The organism is Chryseobacterium sp. 22543 (assembly GCF_052044565.1).
Classification (GTDB): domain Bacteria; phylum Bacteroidota; class Bacteroidia; order Flavobacteriales; family Weeksellaceae; genus Chryseobacterium.
In genome coordinates, this window is sequence record NZ_JBQENH010000005.1 from 195,320 (window position 1) to 221,151 (window position 25,832).

24 protein-coding genes are annotated in these 25,832 nt (G+C 36.5%); 4 read left to right on the top strand and 20 right to left on the bottom strand.

All coding sequences use genetic code 11. The features are described from left to right. Positions 1-3 precede the first annotated feature (3 nt). From ACTJIP_RS18600 to ACTJIP_RS18630, 7 genes are all read right to left on the bottom strand, one after another. Complete coding sequence (locus ACTJIP_RS18600; RefSeq protein ID WP_077419425.1) at positions 4-1,470, bottom strand: DUF5687 family protein; 1,467 nt, start codon at positions 1,468-1,470, stop codon at positions 4-6. 74 nt (positions 1,471-1,544) lie between these two features. Next, positions 1,545-3,194, bottom strand: a complete 1,650-nt coding sequence (locus tag ACTJIP_RS18605; RefSeq protein ID WP_077419424.1) for a DNA repair protein RecN — start codon at positions 3,192-3,194, stop codon at positions 1,545-1,547. 160 nt (positions 3,195-3,354) lie between these two features. Next, positions 3,355-4,260, bottom strand: a complete 906-nt coding sequence (locus ACTJIP_RS18610; RefSeq protein WP_077419423.1) for a DUF4835 family protein — start codon at positions 4,258-4,260, stop codon at positions 3,355-3,357. A gap of 36 nt (positions 4,261-4,296) precedes the next feature. After that, positions 4,297-5,502 (bottom strand): bifunctional phosphopantothenoylcysteine decarboxylase/phosphopantothenate--cysteine ligase CoaBC, encoded by a 1,206-nt coding sequence (gene coaBC / locus ACTJIP_RS18615; protein WP_077419422.1) that lies wholly within the window; start codon positions 5,500-5,502, stop codon positions 4,297-4,299. Positions 5,503-5,626: 124 nt separating this feature from the next. After that, positions 5,627-5,950, bottom strand: coding sequence for a DNA-directed RNA polymerase subunit omega (locus ACTJIP_RS18620; RefSeq protein ID WP_034681463.1), 324 nt, complete (start codon positions 5,948-5,950; stop codon positions 5,627-5,629). A gap of 42 nt (positions 5,951-5,992) precedes the next feature. Continuing rightward, positions 5,993-6,988: an outer membrane protein assembly factor BamD gene (locus ACTJIP_RS18625; RefSeq protein ID WP_077419421.1), complete on the bottom strand. Its 996-nt coding sequence runs from the start codon at positions 6,986-6,988 to the stop codon at positions 5,993-5,995. Between the two features lie 103 nt (positions 6,989-7,091). Continuing rightward, entirely contained in the window at positions 7,092-7,721 is a 630-nt protein-coding gene (locus ACTJIP_RS18630; RefSeq protein ID WP_027372956.1) for a TetR/AcrR family transcriptional regulator, read from the bottom strand. Positions 7,722-7,818: 97 nt separating this feature from the next. On the opposite strand from ACTJIP_RS18630, the gene ACTJIP_RS18635 reads away from it, so the two are divergent. The 4 genes from ACTJIP_RS18635 (at position 7,819) to ACTJIP_RS18650 (ending at position 10,461) form a co-directional block, all read left to right on the top strand. Continuing rightward, positions 7,819-8,445, top strand: coding sequence for a TatD family hydrolase (locus ACTJIP_RS18635; RefSeq protein WP_077419420.1), 627 nt, complete (start codon positions 7,819-7,821; stop codon positions 8,443-8,445). After that, positions 8,438-9,163 carry a tRNA threonylcarbamoyladenosine dehydratase gene (locus ACTJIP_RS18640; protein WP_077419419.1) on the top strand — a complete coding sequence of 242 codons (726 nt, stop codon included), beginning with the start codon at positions 8,438-8,440 and terminating at the stop codon, positions 9,161-9,163. Before ACTJIP_RS18635 ends, ACTJIP_RS18640 begins: the two co-directional genes overlap by 8 nt. 101 nt (positions 9,164-9,264) lie before the next feature. Then, positions 9,265-9,636: a ribonuclease P protein component gene (rnpA, locus tag ACTJIP_RS18645; RefSeq protein ID WP_077419418.1), complete on the top strand. Its 372-nt coding sequence runs from the start codon at positions 9,265-9,267 to the stop codon at positions 9,634-9,636. A 216-nt stretch (positions 9,637-9,852) separates the two neighbouring features. Then, positions 9,853-10,461, top strand: coding sequence for a DUF4126 domain-containing protein (locus ACTJIP_RS18650; RefSeq protein ID WP_440704937.1), 609 nt, complete (start codon positions 9,853-9,855; stop codon positions 10,459-10,461). Between the two features lie 39 nt (positions 10,462-10,500). Here ACTJIP_RS18650 and ACTJIP_RS18655 read toward each other — a convergent pair whose 3' ends face one another. The 13 genes from ACTJIP_RS18655 to ACTJIP_RS18715 form a co-directional block, all read right to left on the bottom strand. Further along, a complete protein-coding gene (locus ACTJIP_RS18655) occupies positions 10,501-12,639 on the bottom strand; it encodes a hypothetical protein (protein ID WP_440704938.1) in 2,139 nt (712 codons plus the stop codon). A gap of 1 nt (position 12,640) precedes the next feature. After that, the gene (locus ACTJIP_RS18660) at positions 12,641-13,192 is read right to left on the bottom strand and encodes an LptE family protein (protein WP_077419575.1); all 552 of its coding nucleotides are present in this window, start codon (positions 13,190-13,192) and stop codon (positions 12,641-12,643) included. Continuing rightward, positions 13,182-13,886, bottom strand: a complete 705-nt coding sequence (locus tag ACTJIP_RS18665) for a hypothetical protein (RefSeq protein WP_219071928.1) — start codon at positions 13,884-13,886, stop codon at positions 13,182-13,184. The genes ACTJIP_RS18660 and ACTJIP_RS18665 overlap by 11 nt, the downstream gene beginning before the upstream one ends. 13 nt (positions 13,887-13,899) lie before the next feature. Then, positions 13,900-15,189, bottom strand: coding sequence for a sigma-54 interaction domain-containing protein (locus tag ACTJIP_RS18670; RefSeq protein WP_077419414.1), 1,290 nt, complete (start codon positions 15,187-15,189; stop codon positions 13,900-13,902). Positions 15,190-15,225: 36 nt separating this feature from the next. Further along, positions 15,226-16,023: a tetratricopeptide repeat protein gene (locus tag ACTJIP_RS18675; RefSeq protein WP_139348604.1), complete on the bottom strand. Its 798-nt coding sequence runs from the start codon at positions 16,021-16,023 to the stop codon at positions 15,226-15,228. Beyond that, positions 15,995-16,171 carry a hypothetical protein gene (locus tag ACTJIP_RS18680; RefSeq protein WP_175627302.1) on the bottom strand — a complete coding sequence of 59 codons (177 nt, stop codon included), beginning with the start codon at positions 16,169-16,171 and terminating at the stop codon, positions 15,995-15,997. Before ACTJIP_RS18680 ends, ACTJIP_RS18675 begins: the two co-directional genes overlap by 29 nt. A gap of 97 nt (positions 16,172-16,268) precedes the next feature. Continuing rightward, entirely contained in the window at positions 16,269-17,705 is a 1,437-nt protein-coding gene (gene miaB, locus ACTJIP_RS18685) for a tRNA (N6-isopentenyl adenosine(37)-C2)-methylthiotransferase MiaB (RefSeq protein WP_077419574.1), read from the bottom strand. 100 nt (positions 17,706-17,805) lie between these two features. Continuing rightward, positions 17,806-18,501 carry a hypothetical protein gene (locus tag ACTJIP_RS18690; protein ID WP_139348603.1) on the bottom strand — a complete coding sequence of 232 codons (696 nt, stop codon included), beginning with the start codon at positions 18,499-18,501 and terminating at the stop codon, positions 17,806-17,808. Between the two features lie 70 nt (positions 18,502-18,571). After that, complete coding sequence (locus ACTJIP_RS18695) at positions 18,572-19,054, bottom strand: hypothetical protein (protein WP_077419411.1); 483 nt, start codon at positions 19,052-19,054, stop codon at positions 18,572-18,574. A 122-nt stretch (positions 19,055-19,176) separates the two neighbouring features. Beyond that, positions 19,177-20,910 (bottom strand): thiamine pyrophosphate-dependent enzyme, encoded by a 1,734-nt coding sequence (locus tag ACTJIP_RS18700; RefSeq protein WP_077419410.1) that lies wholly within the window; start codon positions 20,908-20,910, stop codon positions 19,177-19,179. 230 nt (positions 20,911-21,140) lie between these two features. Beyond that, the gene (gene lysA, locus ACTJIP_RS18705) at positions 21,141-22,343 is read right to left on the bottom strand and encodes a diaminopimelate decarboxylase (protein ID WP_175627301.1); all 1,203 of its coding nucleotides are present in this window, start codon (positions 22,341-22,343) and stop codon (positions 21,141-21,143) included. 260 nt (positions 22,344-22,603) lie between these two features. Further along, on the bottom strand, positions 22,604-23,827 hold the full coding sequence (locus tag ACTJIP_RS18710) for a 3'-5' exonuclease (RefSeq protein ID WP_077419409.1): 1,224 nt from the start codon (positions 23,825-23,827) through the stop codon (positions 22,604-22,606). Between the two features lie 150 nt (positions 23,828-23,977). Continuing rightward, the gene (locus tag ACTJIP_RS18715) at positions 23,978-25,504 is read right to left on the bottom strand and encodes a helicase HerA-like domain-containing protein (protein WP_077419408.1); all 1,527 of its coding nucleotides are present in this window, start codon (positions 25,502-25,504) and stop codon (positions 23,978-23,980) included. Between the last annotated feature and the right edge of the window lie 328 nt (positions 25,505-25,832).

Below are 25,832 nucleotides of genomic sequence, written 5' to 3' on the forward strand. Positions count from 1 at the left end.
GGCTTAACTTATATTTTTAAACGCATCCAGTGTGCTGTATTTTTCTTTCTTGTAAAGTTTTACGATAATATCGAAGATTTTCTCTCTCAGGAAAAATCCTATAATCCCGATAATTGCAATGCTTATCACTCCTCCGGTAATTCCCCATAAATATTTTGTTAAAGCAAATACACCCATCGGAAGAAGCATTTTAGGAATCAGCAGAAGCATAGCTATCATATTGAAACTCCCTTTCTGTCCTAATCTTTTTTCTTTTGTATTAAGGTCAATCTGAGTTTTATTGAAAGCTCCTGACCACAAGGTAAATTGAGAATTCACACCGATATTATATAATCCTGCTGCAAAAAATGTAACGTAGACTTCCCAGCCGAAGTATGCATAGCAAAGCGCTATAATGATAGAAATTCCCGTTACAATATTCATCAGCCACCATTTCGCTTTTAAATATTCTTTATATGGAACATTCAGGGTCATCATCAATGGATAATAAGAACTGTCAAAAGCAGGAACTCTCTGGCCAAACAGAAACTGAAAGCCTCCTGTTACAAAAAGTCCCATAACCATCATCATTGCCGGTGTTTTGTACATTGAAGAAGTAAACATCAGCAATCCGTAGAACAGAAACATAAAACTGCCCAGTAAAATCCCCTTGGGTACTTTATTACGTCTCAGCATTTTAATATCATTATTGATAAATGTTCCAATAACTCCATATTTGTTCAGAAAAGCAATATTCTCTGTTTTTCCTACTGTTTTCTTGGCTTCAAGCCCTTGGTCAAGATAAAATTCATTGCGCAGGTACCGGAAACACATCCACCACAGTATTACGAACAACGCAACAGGGATCAGTGCAAAGTAAGGTTTCTCATAGAAACTAAAGAAAACAGACTCAGAATAAGACAGAACAGGAACTATTTTATAATATCCTAACATTCCTATGCCCAAAAAGCATACCCCTATGATCACCGCCAGAGTTTCTTTACCGTTAAAGAAAATATTGATAAAATTATTCAGATAAAGCAATGAAATAACTCCTATAAGCCACACCAACACTCCTAAAATGCTATATCCGTTAAATAAAGCAATCAATGAAAATGTGATAAAGAATAGAGAACTCAGCCAGCTGAATGCGGAAAGAAAGGTTTTGGCCAGCATATAATTAACCAATGTATTCTTCCGGACATTCATGGTAAGAAATGGCTTAATATTCTGGGTTGGAATTTCCTGCCAGAGATATTTAAGAACAAGATCAATAATCCAGGCAACAATCATGAATTTTGAAACCACCTTTACAGGATTCTGATGCATCTCCTCCTGTACATAGAAAAAAGCAATAAAAGCCCCGCCTACAAGACAGCCCACGAAATAAAGTATTCCAATAAACCGGAGGATTTTCATGGTCAGATTGATCCCTAAAGATGTACCACGGAAGAAGCTTTTTATTTCAAGCTTAAGTAACTTTAGAAACATATGTTAGTTTTTTACATTAGTAAATATAATGTAAAATATGTTACAAGTTTTTAAAGAAAAATAGATTTATGTAATTATCCAATAAGCTCTTTTGCCTGTGCCAGCGCAGCTTCTGTAATTTTGCTTCCGGACAGCAGCTGGGCAATTTCGTTCAGCTTTTCTTCTTTGCTCAAAGGAATTATAGTAGATTGTGTTCTGCCGGAAACATCCTGCTTTACCACCTTATAGTTGTCATTTCCTTTTGCAGCAACCTGTGCAAGGTGTGAAATAACAATCAATTGCATGTCTTCAGACATTTCTCTCATAAGGTTTCCGATCTCTTCGGCAACTTTCCCTGAAACTCCGGTGTCTATTTCGTCAAGAATAAGGGTTGGAAGCTCATCACTTTCGGCAATAATCTTTTTAACAGCAAGCATTACCCTTGATCTTTCCCCTCCGGAAATAGCGGTCTGAATGGGTTTTAAAGGAAAACCGGAATTGGCCTGGAATAGCAGCTGGATATTTTCTTTTCCAAACTGATTGAACTCCTCGGCATCCTGCAGTTCAATATCTACTTTTGCTTTTTCAAGACCTAATTTTTTCAGTAGGCTTTCTGCTTTTTTGATGAAGACAGGAATATTTTTGTGCCTGTTCTTAGAAAGCTTTGCAGCGAGGCTCTGAAGTGTTTTTCCTTTCTGAGAAATATTTTCTTCTGTTGCTTCAATCTGTGCTTCCAGTTCTGAAGCCCCCTTCTGGTCTCCTGCCAGCTGGTTTCTGATTTCAATCAGTTCATTAAGATCTGAAACATTATGCTTAAGAAACAGAGCGTTGATTTTATTATTAAGATCGGTAAGGTATACCAGATTTTCAGGATTGATTTCAACTCTTTCGGCCGCATGTTCCAGTTCAGAAATAATATCTTTCAGCTCTACAAAAGAGGTTTCCAGCCTTTCATCAAGCTCTGCGAAACTGGTAGAAACTTCCGAAATTTTTGAAAGCTTATGGGTAGCTTCATGAAAGAAAGACAGAATCCCTATTTCTTCCTGATGAAACCTGGACAGGATCTGACCTACGTTTTCTGAAATCATCCCAGCATTTTCCTGAATAGAAAGCTGGTTCTGAACATCTTCATAGTCTACATCATCAAGTTTCAGTTCTTCCAGCTCATTGAGTAAAAATTCTTTATAATCACTTTCTTTATTGGCTTCTGAAAGTTGAGTCTTCAATTTTTTCAACAGCATTTTCAGGCTTTGAAAGTCAGAAAACTCCTTCTGATACTCTTCAATAATTTTTTTATTCTCAGAAAGTCCGTCGATAATTTTAAACTGATATTCTGAAGTAAAAAGATTGGATGTTTCAAACTGGGAATGAATATCAATCAGCTGTGAGGAAAGTTCTTTAAGAATATCAAGCGTTACCGGAACATCATTGATGAATGCACGGGATTTCCCTGATGGCAGGATCTCTCTTCTTATAATCGTCTGAAGCTCGTAATCCAGATCATTTTCAATAAAGAATTTCTTAAACTGGTTGTTAAGGGAGAACTCAGTTTCCACCACGCTTTTCTCTTCAGATTTGGCAATGGACTTTACATCTGCTCTTTCTCCTAAAATAAGCCGGAGCGCTCCTAAAATAATTGATTTACCCGCTCCCGTTTCACCGGTAATAACCTGTAAACCATTATTAAGAGATACTTCAAGAGTATCAATCAGGGCAAAGTTTTTAATGTAAATTCTCGAAAGCATTGATAATCCGGGTTATGATCCAACTTGAGTTTGAACTGTAAAAATAAGTTTTTTTTTAATGAATTGAGAAAATGTTTAGATATGCTTTCTGTTCTTGACACTTTTTGCCTCTTTAATTTTTTATAAAGCTGTTTCTCAAAAATTTTTAAAGCCTACTATCTTACACCTTCCACTTATTCCACTTATTATCAATGTTTTTTGGCGAAAGAATAATCAATGTCTGTTTAAGATCATTCAGAATCAAACCTCCATTATTTCCGGAATTGAATATATTGAAGATCTCATCACTTTTTGTATCCATGAACAGGTTAAAGAAAAATGCCTGCTGAAATGTGTTCTCATACATTTTCAATTGCATCAGGGCATCAAAGATTACTTTTTTCCCGGCAGTCTGGTCCTGATTGAAAAGATTATCCATTCCAGCTCTGTGGTAAGTATAAATAGTAGAACGCAACTGATTCCAGTTAGGATTCATAACTTCATTAATCAATATAGAACGGCTTCTTGGCTCATTGATGGTATTCCAGCCTTCATAGTTTCTGTTCTGAGAATTCTGCGCAATCTGCTGTGCTTTTGCGTACCATTGAGATCCACCCATAGACTGGAAACTGTCTGCATCCAGTCCCAAAATAAGGTAAATATAGAAACTGACCACATCCGTAAGATTCTTTCCTGAAAACTGTCTTTCATTAAAAATAAGACTCTCATTTTCAACATATTCAAAACCAAATCTCTGATCTTGAAGATTAATTAACGGGGATTCGTAAGTTGTATTGTAAACAGGGCGCATAGCCTGAACAACAATGGATCCTTTGAATCTGTTCCCATCTCTTTCTCCAATAACAACAGAAAAACCACATTTTATTTTTTCAAAATTCTGAAGCTTTTTCCCTGTCCAGCTCGTATTATTGATAAAATCCCTGAGACTTTTCTCCAATGCTTTATATGCCTGCTGGTTACTTCCCCCTACCTGTTGAGAGTTTACCTGAACAGTTGCCAACAGCTCCTGAGAAAAACTTTGGGTATAGATGAAAAACAGAAAAAATAAACTTATAATTTTTTTCATTGTCTATTAAAAATTGAGAACGGAAATTTATTAAAATTATTTTAAAAGTTGAGACTCAACAAAATTGAGAATATCTTTCGCTACATCATCTTTGGATTTCAGGTCGAATTCTTTCTTCTCCGTTTTGGTAAATATCCTTATTTTATTGGTATCATTTTTAAATCCGGCGCCTTCGTCACGCAGAGAGTTTAAAACAATCATATCAAGGTTTTTCTTCTCCAGTTTTCCTTTTGCATTTTCTTCTTCATTTTGGGTTTCCAGTGCAAAACCTACCAAAAACTGGTGTGTTTTCTTTTCGCCCATCGTTTTAAGGATATCCGGATTCTTCACCAGTTCAATGGTCAGGTTATCATCATTTTTCTTGATCTTTTCTTTTGCTACTTCTTTGGGAGCATAATCTGCTACCGCAGCACTTGCAATACCGATGTCTATGCTGTCATAAAATTCAAATACTTTTGCCAGCATTTCTTTTGCTGAAGTTACTTTATGAAGTTCAACATTGGGATCATTAATGGTTTGGAAACTCGGTCCTGAAATCAGAATCACTTTTGCGCCTCTTTTTGAAGCTTCTTCTGCCAGAGAAAATCCCATTTTACCTGATGAATGATTTCCTATGAATCTTACCGGATCTATAGCTTCATACGTAGGGCCTGCAGTAATTAAAACGGTTTTTCCTTCAAGGCTTTTGGAGTGGTTACTGTTTGTAAAATGATTTTCAACTTCACTAAAAATAGTTGCAGGCTCGGCCATTCTTCCCTGCCCGATCAGTCCGCTAGCCAGCTCACCGTTTTCAGCAGGAATTACAATATGTCCAAAACTTTCTGCAAGCTCCAGATTCTTCTTTGTGGAAGGATGTATATACATATCAAGGTCCATTGCCGGAGCTATGAAAACCGGGCATTTTGCAGACATATAAGTTGCAATAACCAGATTATCACACATCCCGTGAACCATCTTAGACAGTGTATTGGCTGTACAGGGAGCTACGATCATAACATCTGCCCACAGTGCCATTTCCACGTGACTGTTCCATGTTCCGTTATCGCTGTAAAACTCTGAATACACCGGCTTTTTGGATAGTGTAGACAGGCTTAGTTTTGTCACAAAGTGTTCTGCATCAGGAGTCATAATAACCTGTACTTCTGCTCCTTTTTTCACAAAATCCCTTATCAAAAAATGAATTTTGTAGGCTGCAATCCCACCAGAGACGGCGATAAGAATCTTTTTACCGGAAACACTCATTAAGTTCTAATTTTTTGAAATACTAAAATACTTATTTTTTCCCACACAATCTGGCTTTAAAACGATAAAGGTCATAAAAGAACAGATTTCCTTTATGACCTTCATTTATAAGAATACAGAAGATTTATTTTCTTTCTTCTGTTTTTCTGAAATAAACATCTTCGTTTAACCACTCTTCAATAGCAATTGAAGTTGGCTTTGGAAGCTTTTCGTAATGTTTAGAGATCTCAATTTGTTCTCTGTTTTCGAAAACCTCTTCTAATGTAGAATTGTGAACCGCAAATTCATCTAATTTGTTGTGAAGTTCCGTACGGATCTCCGCATTGATCTGCTCTGCTCTCTTTCCCATGATAACAATAGCTTCATAGATTGAACCTACTTTATCTTCAATCTTATCTTTATCGTAAGTAATTGTATTTACTTCTGCTTTTGTATCTTTTACACTCATTTTGAGAAAATTATTTTTATTTTAAGATGGCAAATTTACGAATTATCTTTGAATTTTGAAAGTCGCTGCAGGAGGAGGGGTCTTAAGTGCTGCACTGTCCCTCTGTAACTGCATTGCTTTCTTTTCATTGCTTATCTGATCTTTAACTTGCTGTTCAGTTTTACCCTGATCAGCCAATTTTTCAGCTTCTTTTTTCTGTCTTGCCGTTAAAGCTGCAATTCTTGCATCTGTTTCTTTTTTAACGACAGCAAAGTGTTCTTTTTCCTTTTCCAGTTTTTCTCTAAGATCTATTGCTGCTTTAGAATATTCTGTATTAGGAAGTTCTTTCTCTACAACTCTTGTATAAGTTAACGCACTTTCAATACGTTCAGCTTTAAGATTATAAATTGACTTCATCGCCAGTTCATAACGGGACTTCATGATATAATCATAAATTTTTGAACGAAGTTTTGTACTTGGGAAATCTTCCAGAACGTTTTCAAATGCTACATTCGCTGCTTTATACTCTCCCATTTTGTAGTATTGTCTTCCATTTTCATATGCTTTAAACTCAAGCTTATAAGACAATTCATCAATGAGCTGGCTGATATTTTTAGATCTCTCAGAGTTTGGATAATTGTTCAGGAAGTCCTGAAGTTCATTGATCGCTAATTCTGTACTAGACTGATCTAGGTTGTAATCCATAGATCCTTCATAGTAGCACAATGCAGACATATAAGCTGCTTCTTCGGCTCTCGGATCTTTTGGAAAACTAACTGCAAAATTTTTGAACTGGTGACCTGCCAGCTTATAGCTCTTGTCATAATAGTTGGCATAAGCAGTGTTGAAACCTACGTTAGGGAAATCATCTGTTCCTGCCACAAGATTTGCAAGTCTGTCATAAAGAGCCAATGCATTTTTCCACTTTTTCTTAGCAAAGTTTTCATTAGCTGCTTTCAAGATAAATTCTTTATCAGCACTCCTCATTGCTCTTTCCTGCTGGCTTACACAAGATGAAATCACTGCTACAGCAAAAAGACCTAAAATATATTTTTTCATATAAAAAGTTCAACAGTTTTCGGATTATACAGCCGATTTACTAATTTGCAAAAATATAACTTTTTTGTCAATAGATTTTTTTTTATGAATATTTAACGTAATTTTAGTCTGCAGCGTATCCCAAAATTGCAAAAACACTTAATAAAAGATTCATTCTTACCTTTTTTTCAGCTTCTTTGGTATAGGTTTCTTCGTTTTTACTCGGAACATACAGCTCATAAAAGTTTTTATTCCTGATGACAAATAAAGTGGATCCAATAATCATGGTAAGGATATCTTCAGGTTTGGGAGTAAAAGTAAAAACACCGGAAGCCACCCCTTTTTTAATTACTTCATCCAGTTTTTTTACGAATAACTGGTAGAAATCAAGCAGTTCGTCTTTCAGATTTTCTGTATGACGGAGTTCCTGGGTTACAAACCCATGGAAATAGTTATACTTGAACAGTTGAGAAACGATATATTTGATCATCTCCCGCATCTGCATTTCCGGTTTCCCATCTTTGATAGTATCCGCAAATTCTGAAAAATTCTCTCTGGTCTTCAATACCCTGTACTGATAGAGATAAGACATCATTTTCTCTTTAGAACCGAAGTAATAAGAGATCATAGCAACATTAATATTTGCTTTGGAACAGATATCTCTTACAGAAGTTCCCTCATATCCTTTTTTGGCGATGAGCTCTTCTGCAATATCCAATATGTGAATCTGTTTTTCCGTAAATTTTTTTTTCATGAAGTGCACTTTGAGTAAAGTTAAGAAATTTTTAACACATTTATAAACGATCGTTTAATAATTTTTAAATTAAATCTGAAAAGCACTATTTTTGGATATGGAATTTTTTGATTTTCACCACCATAAAAAATATATCAGAAACGGAATTTATAATCTGGACATTGAGAGTATTCCGCCTGATTTCCCATATTCCATCGGCATTCACCCAAATGATATTGATATTAATACTATAGAGCAGCAGTTTTCATGGATGATGAGCATGATGTCTGAAAACTGTTTTGCCATTGGTGAATGTGGTTTGGATTCTTTGGTTTCTACAGACCAGAAAATTCAGGAGGAAGTTTTTTTAAGACAGATAAAGATCGCCAATGAGGTAAAAAAGCCCCTGATTATTCATTGTGTAAGAAAATTTTATGAAGTGATTTCTTTTAAAAAGAAGGCCGCACAACCAATGGTCATCCATGGTTTCAATAAAAAACAACGAATTGCTGAAGATCTTCTGCGCAATAATTTTTACCTGAGTTTTGGAAAAGCTGTTTTGTATAATTTATCTTTGCAGGATATTATAAAAAACACTCCATTAGACAGAATCTTTTTAGAAACTGATAATGAAGAATTTAACATTGAAGAATTGTACATTAAAGTTTCGGAAATAAAAGCTATTTCTCTGGAACAACTGAATGAACAAATTTTAGAAAATTTACACTCAATAAAAAATGGATAAATACTGGCTGGAAAGAACCGAACTTTTGGTAAAGGAAGAGGGATTGGACAGACTGATCAAAGCGAATGTGCTTGTTGTAGGTTTAGGCGGAGTAGGTTCTTTTGCCGCAGAATTTCTGGCGAGAGCCGGAGTAGGAAATATGACCATTGTGGATGGTGATACGGTAGATATTACCAATATCAACAGACAGCTGCCTGCTTTACACTCTACTGTCGGAAAGCATAAGGTAGATGTGGTTGCTGAAAGGCTTCTTGACATCAATCCACAGCTTAATTTAACGAAAATCAATGAATTTCTGAATCCGGAAAGAATGGATGAAGTACTAGATTCCGCAAAATTTGATTATGTTTTAGACTGTATCGACAGTGTTACGCCAAAACTTTCCTTGATTATTGCTGCCAAAAGAAGAAGGATAAAAATCGTAAGTTCAATGGGAGCCGGCGGAAAAACCGACCCAAGCAAAGTATTGGTAAGAGATATCAGCAAAACAGAACACTGCCACCTTGCAAGACAAGTAAGAAAAAGACTGAAAAAAGTAAAAATTGACAAAGGAGTCCGTTGTGTTTTTGCCAATGATATTCAGGATGAAGAAAGTTTGAAAATGACTGACGGAACCAATTATAAAAGATCTTTTTACGGAACAATAAGCTACATGCCTGCCATTTTCGGCCTGTACACCGCTTCAGAAGTGATTAATCATTTATTAAACCAGGATTAAAATATTTTCCCACCCATTCTGCAGATTTGTAAAAACGGTTTCGTAAAATTAATCTGAGAAATTTGTGAAAAAAAATAAAAAACAATATTTACACTCCGTAAATGACAAATTCCAAGTATCCCAGAGCGGAAAAGCTCAAAAAAAACACGGAAATCAGTTTGCTTTTTGATAAGGGTAAATGGAGAACCAGTGGAAATCTGAGAATCATTATTCTGAAAGACAAGCCCACCCTTCCAGTAGAAGCATCCAGATTCGGGGTTTCTGTTTCAAAAAGATATTTTAAAAAAGCTGTACACAGAAACCGGATCAAAAGATTGCTGAGAGAATCATACCGTTTGAATAAAGACTTATTTAAACAAGCCTTCGGAGAAAAAACAATGGCCATGCTATTTTGGGCATCCCCTGAAATGCCTCTGAAATTTCAGGATGTGGAAGCACAGTTTATAACGCTTTGTGAAACGCAGAAAAAATAATTTTTTTATTAAAATAAGAGATCTGTGAGGTATTTTATCTCGCAGATTTTTATTTTCCTTTGGACCACACAGATGATTGCGTAGATACTATCTTTTATTCTACAGCAAATCATGAATAACAAAGCTTGAACCCTGTACTCAAACTTAGAAATTAACACGTCTTAATATCATATACTTTTTGTAATTTTAGGAAAAACAATAAATCTGAAAATTAATATGTTAGATAATATTCCCTATTTTTCTTATATCATCAGTGCATTTATCGGAATTGGATTGGCGGCGGCTACTGGATTTCGGGTATTTCTCCCGATGTTTATCGTAAGTCTTGCGTCTTATTTCAGCTGGATTCCCATGAATGAGCATTTTGAGTGGCTTGCGGGACTTCCTGCGCTGATTACAACAGGAATTGCCACGGTGGCAGAGATCCTGGCCTATTACATCCCTTTTGTTGATCATTTGTTGGATACGGTTTCTATTCCGATGGCGACGATAGCAGGCTCTATATTATTTGCCAGTCAGTTTGCCGAACTGGGAACATTTCCACAATGGGGGCTGGCATTAATTGCGGGTGGAGGTACAGCGGCCACAATCAGCTCCGGATTTGCAGGAATACGGGCTGCTTCTACGGCAACAACCGGAGGACTGGGAAATTCTGTGGTAGGAACCACGGAAACAGCCGGAGCAGGTCTTATGTCTGTTCTTGCTATGGCAGCGCCGGTAATCGCAGCAATTCTTGCCATAATTATCTTAATTCTTGTTGTTGTTTTTGGGCGGAGAGCCTGGAAAAAATTAAGAGGCAATAAAAGTAATCCCCAGAATTTATAAATAAAAAAGGTACTGCTTTAAAACAGTACCTTTTTCCTTTTAATTTTTACTTCTGAAGTCCTTAATATCCTGAATTTTAGATTCAAAATATTCTTTTTTCTCTGGACTCTTTTTGATTAATATTTCAAACGCTTTTATTGCTTTTGTATATAATTTCTGTTCAAAATAAAGATTCGCCAACGTCTCTGTCATCAAATGTGAGATATCATCGTTCTTTTCTTTAACAACATAGGAGCTTTCTTCTTTTAACTGACTGATTCTAGGATTTTTTTCAATGAAGGTTTCAATAGCCTTTTCTTTGATTTCTGATTTATCCTTTTCGATCTCTTCAGTTCTGTCAATCTTTAGCCAGCTTTGCCAGGTATTGATAAAACCGGGAACATTACTGTCTAATTGCGGCTGCGTTGTATTCTTCATAGTAACTTCCTGCATTTGTTCTACAGATTCTTCTTTACTTTCCTTCTGCTTTTCTTCAACCTTAAGGGTAGAAATATCGGTTCCAAAGAAAGAAACATTCATCACAGGAACTTCTTCTTTTGCAACAGCTTTATCAGTATTCTCTTCGGCCGTTTCCACAGATCCAGATTGATTTTCAGAAACTTCCGAACTTTTTTCTATTGTTGAAAGAGTATCTTCCTGAACAATTTCTGTAGCGGTATCCATCATTTCAGATGGTGTTTCAGTCTCAATTACCTGTTCTTTTTTTTCTGCAGGGAAAATTTTTGCTACCGGAGCTTTTATTTCAGGAGCTGATACTTCTTTTGATTTGCTGATTAATGAATCAGGCATATTGGATTCCACACTCATAGGTTTCCAAGCTGTCTGAACTTTAGGAATATCTTCTTCTTTTTCTTCTGGAATTTCAACTTTAACCTCTTCTTCAGGCAATTGGTTTTCAACAATTTCTTCTTTTACAGGCTCTTCTTTAACTTCCTCAGGCTTGTCCTCACTTGTTGACCAAAAATGAAAATTCTGGGTTTCCGCGAAGCTAATTTCATGACCCCCAGTTGTTTCAGGCTCTACCTTTTCTTCTTGAGAAACAGGCTTAGCCTCCTTCATCTTTTTCTCAACTTCTTCAATCAGACGTCTCATTTCCTCCTCATGTTTATTGACATGGGGCTGGGAAACTTCAGCTGTTTCAGAAATTTCTTCGTTATTGGCCTGGATTTTAACATCTGGCATGAACGAATCTGTTCCATGGAAGCTTACTTCAGCATCAGATACTTCTACTAATGACTCTTCTTCATTACTATTTGCCTCTTCTTTTTCAGCAGAAATCTGATCTTCGTCGATAATGGTTTCTGGCGTAAAGTTTTCTCCAGCATTCTCTTCTATTTCAGCTCGTATTTCTTGTTGAGCAGGTTCTTCTTCAGAAACAGGTTTAGCTTCGTTATCTGTTGATCCTGTATTTAAAGGCTCTTCTGCTACATTTACAATATTTTCCTCCTGTAATAAAGGAGATACTTCATGGAAACTGATATTTTCTTCGTCGTCAACCTTTTCTTCTTCTTCTTTTTCTGAAGAAATCTGATCTTCATGAATGATTGTTTCCGGTGTAAAGTTTTCTTCTGATTTCTCTGTTTCGGATGGAATCTCTTCTTTTTGTTCGGCAACAGGTTCTGTTACAGTTTCAGTCTTTTGGGTTACCAAAGTTCCTGATTCCAGAGTAGACTCAATATCTATTGTCTCGGAATTTTGCTCATCAAGGAAGTTTTCTTCTCCTTCAAATAAAATTCTGTTTCGTTCACCATTGATATAAATGTGTTTAATCTCCTGTACAGTTGGTAAAACACATGCCGTTTCCTGCTCTTCTGCTGGCTTTTCTACAGAACCGTCCTCTTCTCTTTTGATAGGGAAAGATTTGGTTTTCTGGGCCAATTGAGCAGGCTTTTCAATTGTTTTAGAAGGTTTCTTCTCTTCAGCAACCTCTGGTTTGGCCTCTTGCTTGATCTTTCCGTTGATCAACTGATACAAAATCTTTTTATCAGTAGTATATGCCGCCGTTGTAGAAAGCTCTTTCTGATAATTTTCTTTTTCGTACAGATGGACTCCATACAGGTGAAGCGCCCTGATATTTTGAATATAAGGAAAAGTATGAATCTCTTCTTTCAAAAGACCAAGGTCCTCGGACTGAATATTTTTCGGATTTTTTATTAATTCTAAAACTCTCGGATTCATCTTACCAATTCGCTACAATGTCGTTAAATATCTTATTAATAATTCTATCTGTTACCAGCTTTACCTGCTGGTCTTCGATTTGGCTTAGTGATACATCACTGTTGAAAGCTGCTTCATCGGAATAGGTTCTGTCGAAACTTGCATCCGGATGAATTTTGTTTTCATAATGTACCTTTACTGTAATCGTAAGTTTATTCTGTGCCTGCTGAATCACTCCACCAGAAGGGTTTGTCTGGGTATTGGAACTGATTGTGGTAGGTGTAATGGAATAGTCTGTGATTTCTCCTTCTATCAGGATATCTGGATTTTCTTTGGTTCCTTTCAGAGTTGTTCTCTGAAGGAATCTGTTTTGTATTGCTGTAGAAAACTGTTGGGATAATGCAGGGTTTACAAGGGGTGCATTATTCGGAAATTCATTGATCTGAACGGTTTTTTCATCTGTAAGGGATGATCCCGTAAAGCTGTAACATGAATTTAAAACTCCCAGCAATGCAAAAAGCATTACCGTAAGCAGTGATTGTTTCAGGCTGATATTTTTAATGTTAAAATTCATTTTTAGATCCAATTTCAGTAATTTCATCATACTCAATTTGTTGAATAGCATCTTCATAGGCAAAATAGTTTGCTGTGTATAAAAATGGCAGGGTAAGAAAAATTCCTATTCCGCAGGCAACAATACCAATCTGTGCTAGAATACTTACTACTAATGAGAAAAGAAAAATTGACAATAGATTCCCTTTGGTCATTACTTTTGAAATATTCCAGGCTTCTTTTATTTCTTTAACTCCTTTAAGACTTATTAATGGAATGATATAAAAACCTTTCAATACGAAGTAATATATCGCAGCAATCAATAAGAACACGTAAGGAAACACAAAAAGAGCTACCATCGGATTGGGTTGATTACCCTCTGACATTGCCCCCGATACACCCAATACAGCAAATAAAGGAATGTAAAGCAGTAAAACGCCTCCAAAAACAATGAGCTGCAGCATAAAGTAAGGCATGAAGTCTTTAAAATCAAAGATATCTCCGGGACTTGCCGGCTGATTTCTGTTCAGCCTTTGAAGGTATTTATATAAATTACCCATCGCTAATAGTCCGCAGAACGGAATAATCGACATGATAAAGCACACTAAAAATGCTACAAATATATTCCCGAAATCTTTCTTTAAAAGTTCGACCCCTTTATTAATATATTCTCCGAGTTTAAAATTGATTGGCTTAGGTTTTAAATTTACTTTCATTATTTATGTTGTGCTAATCTTCCAGGTTATATTGTTTTATTTTTCTGTATAAAGTTCTTTGTGAGATTCCCAATTCATCTGCAGCTCTGTTTCTGCGACCTTTATGCTTCTCCAGCGCCTTGATAATCAAATCCTTCTCGTTATTCTGAAGAGAAAGTGACTCCGGTCTGTTTTCTTCCACTTCGATATCCTCGATATCTTCATAGCTGTCATCAGGTGTTGACATAATCGTAGGGGTCTGAACTACCGGTGTGTCATTATTATTTTCAAAATAGACTAAAGATCCGGAATTTACCTGTGGCTGAGTTTCAGGAGTATAAATCCTGTTGATCAGGTTTTTCTCATGGCTGCTCAGATCTGCCGTTCCTCTGTTCTTAATCAATTCCGAAGTTAAGGATTTTAAATCATTAATATCATTCCTCATATCGAACAGAATTTTATACATGATTTCTCTTTCACTTCCAAAATCATTCTGTTTAGGAGTATTCTGAGTGCTCACTACCATGGGAAGGTGTGTTTCCATCGGAATATACTCGGCAAGTTTCTCAGCAGTGATATTTCTGTTTCTTTCCACAACAGTCATCTGCTCTACTAAGTTTCTTAATTGGCGGATGTTACCCGGGAAGGAATAACTTTCTATATAATGAACAGCGCTCTGCTCCAGTTCCAGCTCCGGCATTCTGTACTTTTCTGCAAAATCTATAGCAAACTTTCTGAACAGCAGATGAATATCTCCTTTTCTTTCTCTCAAAGGCGGCATATCAATCTGAACGGTATTCAACCGGTAATATAAATCCTCACGAAATCTTCCGTCATGGATTGCCTTCATCATATTAACGTTGGTAGCGGCTACAATTCTCACATTGGTTTTCTGTACCTGTGAAGACCCTACTTTCATAAATTCCCCACTTTCCAGTACTCTCAAAAGGCGCACCTGCGTCTGTAATGGCAGCTCTCCTACCTCATCCAAAAAGATTGTTCCGCCGTCTGCGACTTCAAAGTACCCTTTTCTTGTTGCTGTAGCACCTGTAAAAGCTCCTTTTTCGTGCCCGAACAGCTCAGAATCTATGGTTCCCTCCGGAATTGCACCACAGTTGACCACAATATAAGGCTGATGTTTTCTTTTGGATTCTGAATGGATAATTTTCGGAATAAATTCTTTTCCCACACCACTTTCTCCTATCACCAGGACAGAAATGTCTGTAGGTGCTACCTGAATAGATTTTTCCAGGGCCCGGTTGAGTGCCGGAAAGTTCCCTATAATTCCGAAACGGTTTTTTATGTTTTGTAACTCGTTGCTCATAAGTAAATTTTTGATTATTGATTTAATGTTACTCTTCTACAGCTCTTCAATCTCTTTTCTGTAGACTTTGTTGAAATGATGAGTGTAGACATCTTTCATCGTCTTTCCTTCATCATACGTTTGCAGGGCTAACATTTTTAAATCTAAATAATCTTTGTTTCTGATCTTAGAAACTTTACTCTTAAAGTATATATTCTCGGCAAAGTTGTATTCTTTGCTTTGTTTTTCAAAATTTTCCAGGGCTTTGTCATACCTTCCCAGCTCGAAATAATTAACTCCCAGCTGGTAATGATCAAACATTCCCTTCACATAACCTCTGGTTGCCAGAAGTCTTTCTATAATTCCCGCTGCTTTTCCTTTCTGGCCTAATGCACTGTAGGACATAGCTCTTACTACATCCAGGTTATAGTCTCCGTTTTGAGATCTTCCTAAGTCTTCGGGATAATATTTTTTTAAACCTTCTAAATCCTGAATTGCCCCTTTATAGTCTCTCAAAAACTGGAACTTGGTCCAACCTCTGTAACCAAGGTGCATTTGGGGGTCTAAGGCAACTGCTTTATCAATTAAAATTTTCCAGGTTACAAAATCTCCGTTTTTAAGATATGGAACTGCTTTTTCCATATAAGCACGGGAGAAATCAGGACACAGCTCAATGGCTTTATCAAAACCCTCCTGAGATTCTGCGAAACCTTGTAAATTTGAAGCCCAGTTGTATAACTCACACGCTTTTTTGCAGTTCTCACCCTCTACTGCATTACAGTTGACCTGTGCAATAGTATTGGTGTAAACGATAAGTAACAAAAAGCTAAGGTAATACCTCTGAAACTTTTCCATTTTCAATTTTATAGGTTAAATACTGATAATAATCTACTTTTAAACCTTTTATCTCTTTTGGCATCCAGCCATCGAGTGATTTTGTAAACTGCAGCAGTTTATTTTCTAATTCTTCATCCAGTACAGTATCTTTCAGATCCGGGCTCATATGCTGTAATCTGAAGAATCCTGTCTTTCCTTCACAATTTACTAAAAATCTTACGGTAATATAACCGCTGATCTTCTTTTCAGAAGATATATTTATATTATTCCGCTGTTCTCCCTAAAAGCGTTCCTTGTGTATTATCATAGACAAAAACGTTCACAATGTCACCTATTTTCTGACCTTCAAGCTGATCGAAGACACATACTGCATTCTGAGAATTTCTTCCTTTCCATTGGTTTTTGTTTTTCTTGGAAATTCCTTCAATCAGAATCTGGTGTGTTCTTCCCACATAAGATTTCATTCTTTGTTTTGAAAGTTCACCCTGAAGAGCAATAACCTCAGCAAGACGTCTCTGCTTCACATCGGCAGGAATATTATCTTCCATTTTCTTATGAGCCGGAGTTCCCGGTCTTTCTGAGTACGCAAACATATAACCGTAGTCATATTCCACTTCTCTCATCAGGCTTAAGGTATCCTGGTGATCTTCTTCTGACTCATTACAGAATCCAACGATCATATCCTGAGAAAAGGATACATCAGGAACAATTTCTTTCGCTTTTTTAATCAGATCCAGATATTCTTCACGGGTATGCTGTCTGTTCATTGCTTCAAGCATGTTATTGCTTCCGCTTTGTACAGGAAGGTGTACATATTTACAGATATTGTCATGTTTTGCCATCATTCTGAATACATCCAGGCTCATATCCTGCGGATTTGAGGTAGAGAATCTGATTCTCAGTTCAGGAACAGCTTTAGCCACCAAATCAAGAAGCTGGGCAAAATCAACTGCCGTTGCTTTCTGCATTTCAGAAGCTTTGGCAAAATCTTTTTTAGGACCTCCTCCATACCAAAGGTAAGAGTCTACGTTTTGTCCTAAAAGGGTAATTTCTTTATATCCGTTGTTAGCAAGATCTTTACATTCATCTATAATAGAGTGCGGATCACGGCTTCGTTCTCTTCCTCTTGTAAAAGGAACTACGCAGAATGTACACATGTTATCACAACCCCTGGTAATAGTAACAAAAGCTGTAACACCGTTTCCGCCCAGACGAACAGGATTGATATCTGCATAGGTTTCTTCCTTAGAAAGGATTACGTTGATAGCATCTCTTCCATCATCAGTTTCTTTTAAAAGGTTCGGTAAGTCTCTATAGGCATCCGGACCTACAACAAGGTCTACCAATTGTTCTTCTTCCAGGAATTTGGTTTTTAATCTTTCCGCCATGCAGCCTAAAACGCCCACCGTCATATTCGGTTTTTCTTTTTTCAGGTTTTTGAACTGGGAAAGACGCATTCTTACGGTCTGTTCTGCTTTTTCTCGGATGGAACATGTATTTAAAAGAATCAGGTCTGCTTCTTCTACTTTCATTGTTGTATTATATCCCTGTTCATTAAGGATAGATGCAACAATTTCAGAGTCAGAGAAATTCATCTGACAGCCATAGCTTTCTAAAAACAGTTTTTTAGAATTTTCCGGTCTTTCAGCAATGGCAAAAGCTTCGCCCTGTTTCGTTTCGTCTATATATTTTTCCTGCACGATAATCAATTTAAGGCCCGCAATTTTAAATTACGAACAAATAAGTTTGCAAAGATACAAAATATTGTGACAGATTGTCAGCGCTATTATTTTAACAAAATCATAAAGTTACACGCATAGTGTAAGTGGATGTTATCGGAACACTGCGAAAAGATTCCGGCTGCCATTTTTCGGTAATTTGTCCTACAGCTTTCATTACCTTGTTTTTAATATCATCCTGTAAATCATCAGGTTGTATTATAATATCTTGTAAAAAACCTTCCTGATTAACTTTAAATCGTATTTCAGCTGTTACTCCATCAGCATTTCTGATATTCTGGTTTTTCAGATTAATGAGCAGACGGTTTCTGAATTCTCCCATTCCTCCTGGAAATTCAGCAGATTTTTTTAATCCCTGTGTAGTATAATTTTCTTTAAAGTTGTCAAAATAATCGATCGGATAGAATATGATGGAAACATATTTTTGTACATCCGCACCTTTTTTCCATTTTTTAAGTTTATTTATTTCATTGAGAGCCTTTACAAATACAGCGGTAGGGCAATTATCAGAAAGAGTTTTATTAATAATTTTAGCCTGTCCCTTTTCGATTTCAAGTTCAGCCAGAAACATTTCAGACATTCTGTTATTGCAGTGTTCTGAATGACTTTCAATCAGAACTGTATTCAAATCTTTATAAAACTGGACAGCACCTCCTTTATAAGGGTTCATATCTCCCTGAAGCAGATCAAATGTCTGCGCTTTGCCCATAGCACAAACCAGCATCAATCCAAGTAGTTGTAGAGTTTTCTTAATCATAATCATAGCTGAGATTATCAAATCTGATTTTCAGTATTGTTTTTGTAATCAAAAGTTACTTTTTCATCTGCTAATCAATATCTGCTGACATTGAAGAGAAGTTCATTTTAACTTTAATCTGTGAAGCTACAGGCTGCCCGTTACAAGACGCCGGAGTCCAGTTTTTCTTTATTCTTCTTACGACATACTGCATGTCATCAAAAAAAACTTCGCTGTTCTGTACTTTGGGCATTCCCTTCACATCCACAACTTTTCCTTTGTCATCAAGCACTAAAGTAAATGTAAAATCTCCCGTCAGCGCATAGAAATCTGAATTCAGATAAGCATACATATACTTGTTCAGGATGTCTTTGTAAGCTGCAACTCCACCTTCATAAGCTGCCGGTTTAAAATCATTACATTTTATGGCAACCTGCATAAAAGGTTCTTTAATATCTATTTTTAAAAGGGTTTTATTACTATCTCTTATGAAGGAATCATCCCGTTCTTCCTGATCCTGTGCAAATGAAAAAGTCCCTGCACACAAAGCCAAAAATAAAAGTACTGTTCTCATAATTTTGTTTCCTAATAATAAGCAAAGGTAAATATTTAGCTCATTTATAAAAAAGAAAAACTTCACGCAAAGCATGAAGTTTAAAATACGAATATGGTAAATACAAGATTTACTTTGAAGCCTTACAAGAGACCTTTAATGTGTTTATAATTGCTTTTCACTGTTTCAAAAACCTCATCCATTTTACCTCCAAGCATCAATTGAGCCATAGATTTGGTCATTCCCATAATCTGATCAAATTCAATTTTAGGAGGAAGAGCCAATGCATTGGGATTGGTAAAGATGTTCAGAAGATAAGGCCCGTTGTGATCTAAACATTCTTTGATCGCGCTTTCCACTTCCTCGGGAAGGTGTACATTTTTCCCTGGATATCCCATTGCATGAGCTACCATGGCAAAGTCCGGATTAATCATATCGGTTTCATTATCGGGCATTCCACCGACTTCCATTTCCAGTTTTACCATTCCAAGGGTCCTGTTATTGAACACGATTAGTTTTACGGGTAGTTTATACTGAAAAATAGTCGCCATATCTCCTAATAGCATCGATAGGCCTCCATCTCCACACATTGCTATAACTTGCTTTTCCGGATGGGCTAAAGCTGCTCCGATTGCCATTGGCATTGCATTAGCCATTGATCCATGATTAAATGAGCCAAGCATTTTTCTTTCTCCCGTTCCTGTAATAAACCGGGCGCCCCAAACGCAGCACATTCCGGTGTCAACAGTAAAAATAGCATCTTTTTTGGCCAGTTTATCTAAGGTATGTGCCACATATTCCGGCTGGATAGCATTCTCTTTTCCAAAATCTTTTACATATTCTAACTGATTTTCTTTTACTTTATCATAAAATGCCAGTTGCTCATTCAGAAAGTGAACATCTGTTTTTTCTTCTAATAAAGGGAGTAATGCTTTTATTGTTTCTTTGATATCTCCTGCAAGACCTAATTCCAGTTTTGCCCTTCTTCCCAATCTTTCCGGACTTTCATCTATCTGTACAATTTTATTTTTTACCGGCATAAACTTCTGGTAAGGAAAATCAGTCCCCAAAAGAAGAACCAGATCTGCTTCGTGCATTGCATGATATGCTGATGGAAATCCCAACAGCCCGGTAAGTCCCACTTCATTAGGATTATTAGGCTGAATTGCCATTTTTCCCCGGAATGAATATCCTACAGGCGCTTTTAATAGTTTAGACAATTCTATAACTTCCGCACTTGCTTCACCCGCTCCAACTCCGCAGTACAATGTTACTTTTTTGCTATTATTTACCAATGCTACCAGCTGTTTCAATTCATCATCAGAAGGTCTTACAACAGGATTGGTTTTAAAGATTTGAGTAGAAGTAGATCCTTCTTCTGCATCCAGCTCAGAAACATCTCCCGGAAGGCCTATTACGGCAACTCCTTTTTTGGAAATAGCATGCTGAATAGCCGTCTGCACAGTTCTCTGCACCTGCTCCGGACGGGTAATCATCTGATTATAGTAACTGCAGTCATCAAACAGTTTTATTGTATTGGTTTCCTGAAAGTAATCCATTCCCATCTCATCACTGGGAATCGTAGAGGCAATAACCAGCATAGGAACATGAGAGCGGTGTGCTTCATACACTCCATTGATAAGATGAACATGTCCCGGGCCGCAACTCCCTGCACATACTGCCAGGCCATCCAGTTCGGCTTCTGCAGCAGCTGCATAAGCTCCCACTTCTTCGTGTCGCACATGAATCCACTGGATACTGCTTTTTTTAACAGCAACATTCAGATGGTTGAGACTGTCGCCAGTTACTGCATAAATTCTTTTCACATTGGCATTTTCGAGCATTTCAACAATCTGCTCTGCTATGTTTTTGGCCATAATTATTCTATTTTGGTGGTTATTTTTGGTGAAAAATAGTATTTGACAGGGATAATAATGCCCCTATCTCTATCAAATTTAGCTAATAAAATTGGAACTTTCATCCGATTTCAATGTTAAAAACTTGTAATTTAATTTTGAATTTTCTTTCTACTTACCCCTCAAACAAATTGATTAAAAAACAAAACAGCCACCCAAAAAGGTGGCTGTTTATATCGTATCACTTAAGTTTACATTACTATTTCAATCTGATTTCTCAACAGATCTTCAAATTCATCTCTTTTACGGATCAAATGTGCTTTTCCGTCTAAGAATAGTACTTCTGCAGGTTTTAATCTTGAATTGAAGTTGGAACTCATTTCAAAACCATAAGCTCCAGCATTGTGGAAAGCAAGAATATCTCCTTCTCTCACTTCGTTCAGCTTTCTGTCCCAGGCAAAAGTATCGGTTTCACAAATGTTTCCTACTACCGTATAAATTCTTTCAGCACCTTTTGGATTGGATAAGTTCTCGATCATGTGGTAAGAATCATAGAACATTGGACGAATCAGGTGATTGAATCCGGAATTCACACCCACAAAAACAGTAGCCGTTGTCTGCTTGATCACATTAGCTTTCACCAATAAATACCCGCTTTTACCAACCAAGAATTTTCCAGGTTCAAACCATAATTCGAATTTTTTTCCTGTAGATTTTGAAAACTCAGAAATTACTTTTTCTACTTTTTTACCTAATGTTCTCACATCAGTTTCTTCTTCACTATCCTGATAAGGAATTTTGAAACCACTTCCCATATCCAGATATTTCAGGTTCGGGAAATGTTCAGAAAGTTCCAACATAATCTCCAGAGCCTGCAGGAATACATCAGGATCTTTGATCTCACTTCCTGTATGCATGTGAAGACCTTCCACATTCAGGTTTGTACTTTTCATCACTCTTTCAATGTGACGAACCTGGTGGATAGAAATACCGAATTTACTGTCGATATGCCCCGTTGAAATTTTGTAGTTTCCTCCGGCAAAAATATGCGGATTGATTCTTACCAAAATAGGATATGAATTTCCATATTTATTACCGAACTGCTCAAGAATAGAAATGTTATCAATATTTATATGAACTCCGAAAGTCATTGCTTCTTCTATTTCAGCAAGATCAACACAGTTGGGAGTAAACAAAATCTTTTCTTTTGAAAATCCTGCCTTTAACCCAAGTTTTACTTCATTAATGGATACACAATCCAAAGAAGCTCCCAGATTCTTGACATACTTAAGGATATTGATGTTTGTCAACGCCTTCGCTGCATAGAAGAACTTTGTATGTTTTAAAAAAGAAGATGTAAGTTTTTCGTATTGAACTTTGATGGATTCCGCATCATAAACATACACCGGGGTGCCAAACTCATTGGCAATCTTTAATAATTCTTTTGAATTCATAATTTCATTTTAACATAAAAAAAGGCAGATTCTTATAAAAAGAGCCTGCCGCATTGATTATTTTTTATGCAAGACAACTCTTTTAAATATTCCAAACCTTAGAGAACCTTACAGCTCCCTTTTTTCCAGTTTTAATTTGTTTAAAATTTTGCATTGCTTCCATTTATTTTTTGCAAAAATACTATTTATTTTTTATTTTTCGAAAATTGATTTTAAAAGCGCCTTCTTTCAGATCAACTTATAAAGTGTTAATTCCTATATCATTTCGGTAAAGGCAGTGTTTCAAAATCGCTGCGAAGGAGTGCCAGCTGCAGTTCATTATTCAGATCTGTGGAAGATAACGGCAGGTCAATTTTTAATTTAGCCAGCTTACTTAAAGTCTGAATTTGGGTAAACAGTTCATAGAAACCAAATGAAACCACTTTCCCGTTTTCTATAATTAAAAATAATTTTTCCCCCAGTTTTCTTCCTGGTCCCAGCCAAAGTTCATTTCTTTTTCTGAATTCAATTTTCTGTTTCAATACTGAAAAATCTTTAAAATCTTCCTGAGAACCAATAAACTGAACCGCTTTTGTTCCTTGCGTAAATGATCTGAATTTTAAAACCGGTTTTTCGGTTTTATTGAGTGTATTTTTCTCAACTATATATTTATTGTTCCTGAAATACAATCCGAAAGGCAGTACTTCTTTCTTTTTAATATTTTTGGAGTTCAGGATCAGCTTGGCAATAATGTCTGTCCCGGTAAGCTCAAAATTAATCTGCTCAACATCTTTCTGAATCTGTTCCCATTTTTTTGATTTCGAATTGAAAACTTTTTTTGAAAACTTGTTGATATCCTGAACATAATCTGAGAACATAATCCGTCCCGCTTCATCCTGAAAATAGACAAAGCCTTTATCGTTGGGAAGATCCTGAGTAAGCTCTTTGATCTTGTTGATATAGGTTTTTGCATTAGACTCATCATGTTGTTTCTGAATGATCTCATTTTCAGTATCTTTTGAAATCAGAAGTTTGAAAAGTTCTAATGTAGCTCTTGCATCACCTTCAGCCCTATGATGATTGGTCAAAGGAATTCCCAGAGATTTCACCAGTTTTCCCAGTGAATAACTTACCTCATCAGGAATCAGTTTCTTAGCCAACGGAATTGTATCTAAAGTATTGGTTTTGAAGTCATATCCAAGCCTTTTGAATGACTGGCGAAGCATTCTGTAATCAAAATCAATATTATGGCCTACCAGGGTTGTATTTTGAGTTATTTCGATAACTCTCTTGGCAATTTCATGAAATTTCGGAGCAGTTTTGACCATTTTTGGGGTAATACTGGTCAGTTTCTGTACAAAAGGGGTAATATCTCCTTCAGGGTTTACCAGAGAAATAAACTGGTCAGTAATTTTCTGACCATCATATCTGTAGATGGCGATATCGATAATGCATTCATTTCTATAACCTGCACCATTACTTTCTATATCTATAATTGAATACATTGAATGTGTGTTAACTGCTGTTTTGTCATTTATATTTAAAACCAAAGCTTATTCCCCGATAAAATCTGGTTCTATTTTTTACTGTTATGTAAAGATAACCTGCTAAAATAACAAAAAATATAGCAAAATATAGCAGGTTATCCTTCAAAATTATCTTCTTCTGCCTCCCAGACCAAACATTCCGAGAATAGCTTTTGCTCCTTCTCTCATTAATGTAGAAGTAAAAGTACGGCCGGCTTTACTCTGCAGTACCTGTTCAAACATTCCTGGTTCTTCTTTTACCGGTTTTGTCTTTTGAGTAGGTGCTGGGTTTTGTGCTGCCTGTTCCATTCTGTTGGTTAGCATTTCATAAGCCGATTCTCTGTCAATAGGCTGTTCATATTTTGCAACAAGTGCTGATTTTGAAGTCAGATCAGAGATTTCCGGTTCACTCAAAACATCCATCCTTGATTCCGGAGAGATCAGATAAGTGTGTACTAATGGTGTAGGTATTCCTTTTTCATCAAGAGCCGTGACAAATGCTTCTCCAATTCCCAAATTCTGGATCAGGCTGGAAGCATTGTAATATTCTGTGGTAGGGTAATTTTCAACGGCCTTGGAAATTTCTTTTTTATCTTTTGCTGTAAAACCTCTTAATGCATGCTGAATCTTTAATCCTAATTGAGAAAGCACATTTTCAGGGACATCACCAGGAATCTGAGTAATAAAATAGATCCCTACTCCTTTGGAACGGATCAGTTTTACCATTGTTTCAATTTGTGAAAGAAGAGCTTTGGAAGCTTCATCAAAAATCAGGTGTGCTTCATCTATAAATAACACCAGCTTTGGTTTGCCACTATCTCCTTCTTCAGGAAACGTCATATAAATTTCTGCAAAAAGCGAAAGCATAAACGTAGAAAAAAGCTGTGGTTTATTCTGAATATCTGATACTCTTAAAATATTGACCACTCCTTTTCCGTCCCTTGTTTCCAGTAAATCATGAACATCAAAGCTTAATTCACCGAAGAATCCTGCCGCTCCCTGTTGTTCCAACGCGACAATAGATCTTAAAATTGTTCCAAGAGATGCTGATGCAATGGACCCGTAATTCGCTGCAAGCTCGGCTTTTCCTTGCGCATTATCCGTCACATACTGCAGTACTTTCTTCAAATCATTAAGATCAATCAACGGAAGCCCTTTATCATCACAGTATTTGAAGACAATCGACATGATGCTTTGCTGTGTATCGTTAAGTTCAAGGATTTTGCTGAGTAAAACGGGCCCGAATTCTGTAACGGTAGCTCTCAACTTCACGCCTTCACCACCGGAAATACTCATCAATTCTACCGGAAAACTCTGTGGATTGTAAGGAAGCTGTGTTTTAGCATATCTTTCTTCAATAACAGGATTCATTTGGCCTGCTTCTGCAATCCCGGAGAAATCTCCTTTAATATCAAGAACCAAAGAGGGAATTCCTGCATGAGAAAGCTGTTCTGCAAATACCTGTAATGTTTTTGTCTTACCAGTTCCCGTAGCTCCGGCGATAAGACCATGACGGTTAATCGTTTTCAGGGGAATGGTTACATTTACTTCTGTGACCACTTCACCATCCAGCATTCCTTTTCCCAATATAATATGTTCTCCTTTTGGAGTGTATCTCGTGTTTAGTTCTTCAATAAATTGTGTTTTGTCTGCCATCTGATCGCTTTTTTAACTTATAAATATAAAATTTTTGGAGAATATGTAAAGATATTTTCCAATGAACTTATCTTTATTTCTTTGAAAAATAAATTTGTATCTGCATAAACAAATTTTAAACCACATGTATTAACCTGCGAACAATATATGATTTCTAAAGAGAACATGATAAAAAACAGCATTTGCAAATTCACAGGTTGTAAGGCATTCTTTTTGCTGAAAAAGACAATGTATTAAACATCCGTTTAACAAAGTATTGAAAGAAACTATCAATGGGATTTAACATTTCATTTAGAATTTATCTAATACTTTGTATCTTTAACTCATT

Excerpts from the sequence above, each read along its gene's own strand:
- ACTJIP_RS18600 (WP_077419425.1), bottom strand. The coding sequence starts at position 1,470 with ATGTTTCTAAAGTTACTTAAGCTTGAAATAAAAAGCTTCTTCCGTGGT.
- ACTJIP_RS18605 (WP_077419424.1), bottom strand. The coding sequence starts at position 3,194 with ATGCTTTCGAGAATTTACATTAAAAACTTTGCCCTGATTGATACTCTT.
- ACTJIP_RS18610 (WP_077419423.1), bottom strand. The coding sequence starts at position 4,260 with ATGAAAAAAATTATAAGTTTATTTTTTCTGTTTTTCATCTATACCCAA.
- coaBC (WP_077419422.1), bottom strand. The coding sequence starts at position 5,502 with ATGAGTGTTTCCGGTAAAAAGATTCTTATCGCCGTCTCTGGTGGGATT.
- ACTJIP_RS18620 (WP_034681463.1), bottom strand. The coding sequence starts at position 5,950 with ATGAGTGTAAAAGATACAAAAGCAGAAGTAAATACAATTACTTACGAT.
- ACTJIP_RS18625 (WP_077419421.1), bottom strand. The coding sequence starts at position 6,988 with ATGAAAAAATATATTTTAGGTCTTTTTGCTGTAGCAGTGATTTCATCT.
- ACTJIP_RS18630 (WP_027372956.1), bottom strand. The coding sequence starts at position 7,721 with ATGAAAAAAAAATTTACGGAAAAACAGATTCACATATTGGATATTGCA.
- ACTJIP_RS18635 (WP_077419420.1), top strand. The coding sequence starts at position 7,819 with ATGGAATTTTTTGATTTTCACCACCATAAAAAATATATCAGAAACGGA.
- ACTJIP_RS18640 (WP_077419419.1), top strand. The coding sequence starts at position 8,438 with ATGGATAAATACTGGCTGGAAAGAACCGAACTTTTGGTAAAGGAAGAG.
- rnpA (WP_077419418.1), top strand. The coding sequence starts at position 9,265 with ATGACAAATTCCAAGTATCCCAGAGCGGAAAAGCTCAAAAAAAACACG.
- ACTJIP_RS18650 (WP_440704937.1), top strand. The coding sequence starts at position 9,853 with ATGTTAGATAATATTCCCTATTTTTCTTATATCATCAGTGCATTTATC.
- ACTJIP_RS18655 (WP_440704938.1), bottom strand. The coding sequence starts at position 12,639 with ATGAATCCGAGAGTTTTAGAATTAATAAAAAATCCGAAAAATATTCAG.
- ACTJIP_RS18660 (WP_077419575.1), bottom strand. The coding sequence starts at position 13,192 with ATGAATTTTAACATTAAAAATATCAGCCTGAAACAATCACTGCTTACG.
- ACTJIP_RS18665 (WP_219071928.1), bottom strand. The coding sequence starts at position 13,886 with ATGAAAGTAAATTTAAAACCTAAGCCAATCAATTTTAAACTCGGAGAA.
- ACTJIP_RS18670 (WP_077419414.1), bottom strand. The coding sequence starts at position 15,189 with ATGAGCAACGAGTTACAAAACATAAAAAACCGTTTCGGAATTATAGGG.
- ACTJIP_RS18675 (WP_139348604.1), bottom strand. The coding sequence starts at position 16,023 with ATGGAAAAGTTTCAGAGGTATTACCTTAGCTTTTTGTTACTTATCGTT.
- ACTJIP_RS18680 (WP_175627302.1), bottom strand. The coding sequence starts at position 16,171 with ATGAGCCCGGATCTGAAAGATACTGTACTGGATGAAGAATTAGAAAAT.
- ACTJIP_RS18690 (WP_139348603.1), bottom strand. The coding sequence starts at position 18,501 with ATGATTAAGAAAACTCTACAACTACTTGGATTGATGCTGGTTTGTGCT.
- ACTJIP_RS18695 (WP_077419411.1), bottom strand. The coding sequence starts at position 19,054 with ATGAGAACAGTACTTTTATTTTTGGCTTTGTGTGCAGGGACTTTTTCA.
- ACTJIP_RS18700 (WP_077419410.1), bottom strand. The coding sequence starts at position 20,910 with ATGGCCAAAAACATAGCAGAGCAGATTGTTGAAATGCTCGAAAATGCC.
- lysA (WP_175627301.1), bottom strand. The coding sequence starts at position 22,343 with ATGAATTCAAAAGAATTATTAAAGATTGCCAATGAGTTTGGCACCCCG.
- ACTJIP_RS18710 (WP_077419409.1), bottom strand. The coding sequence starts at position 23,827 with ATGTATTCAATTATAGATATAGAAAGTAATGGTGCAGGTTATAGAAAT.
- ACTJIP_RS18715 (WP_077419408.1), bottom strand. The coding sequence starts at position 25,504 with ATGGCAGACAAAACACAATTTATTGAAGAACTAAACACGAGATACACT.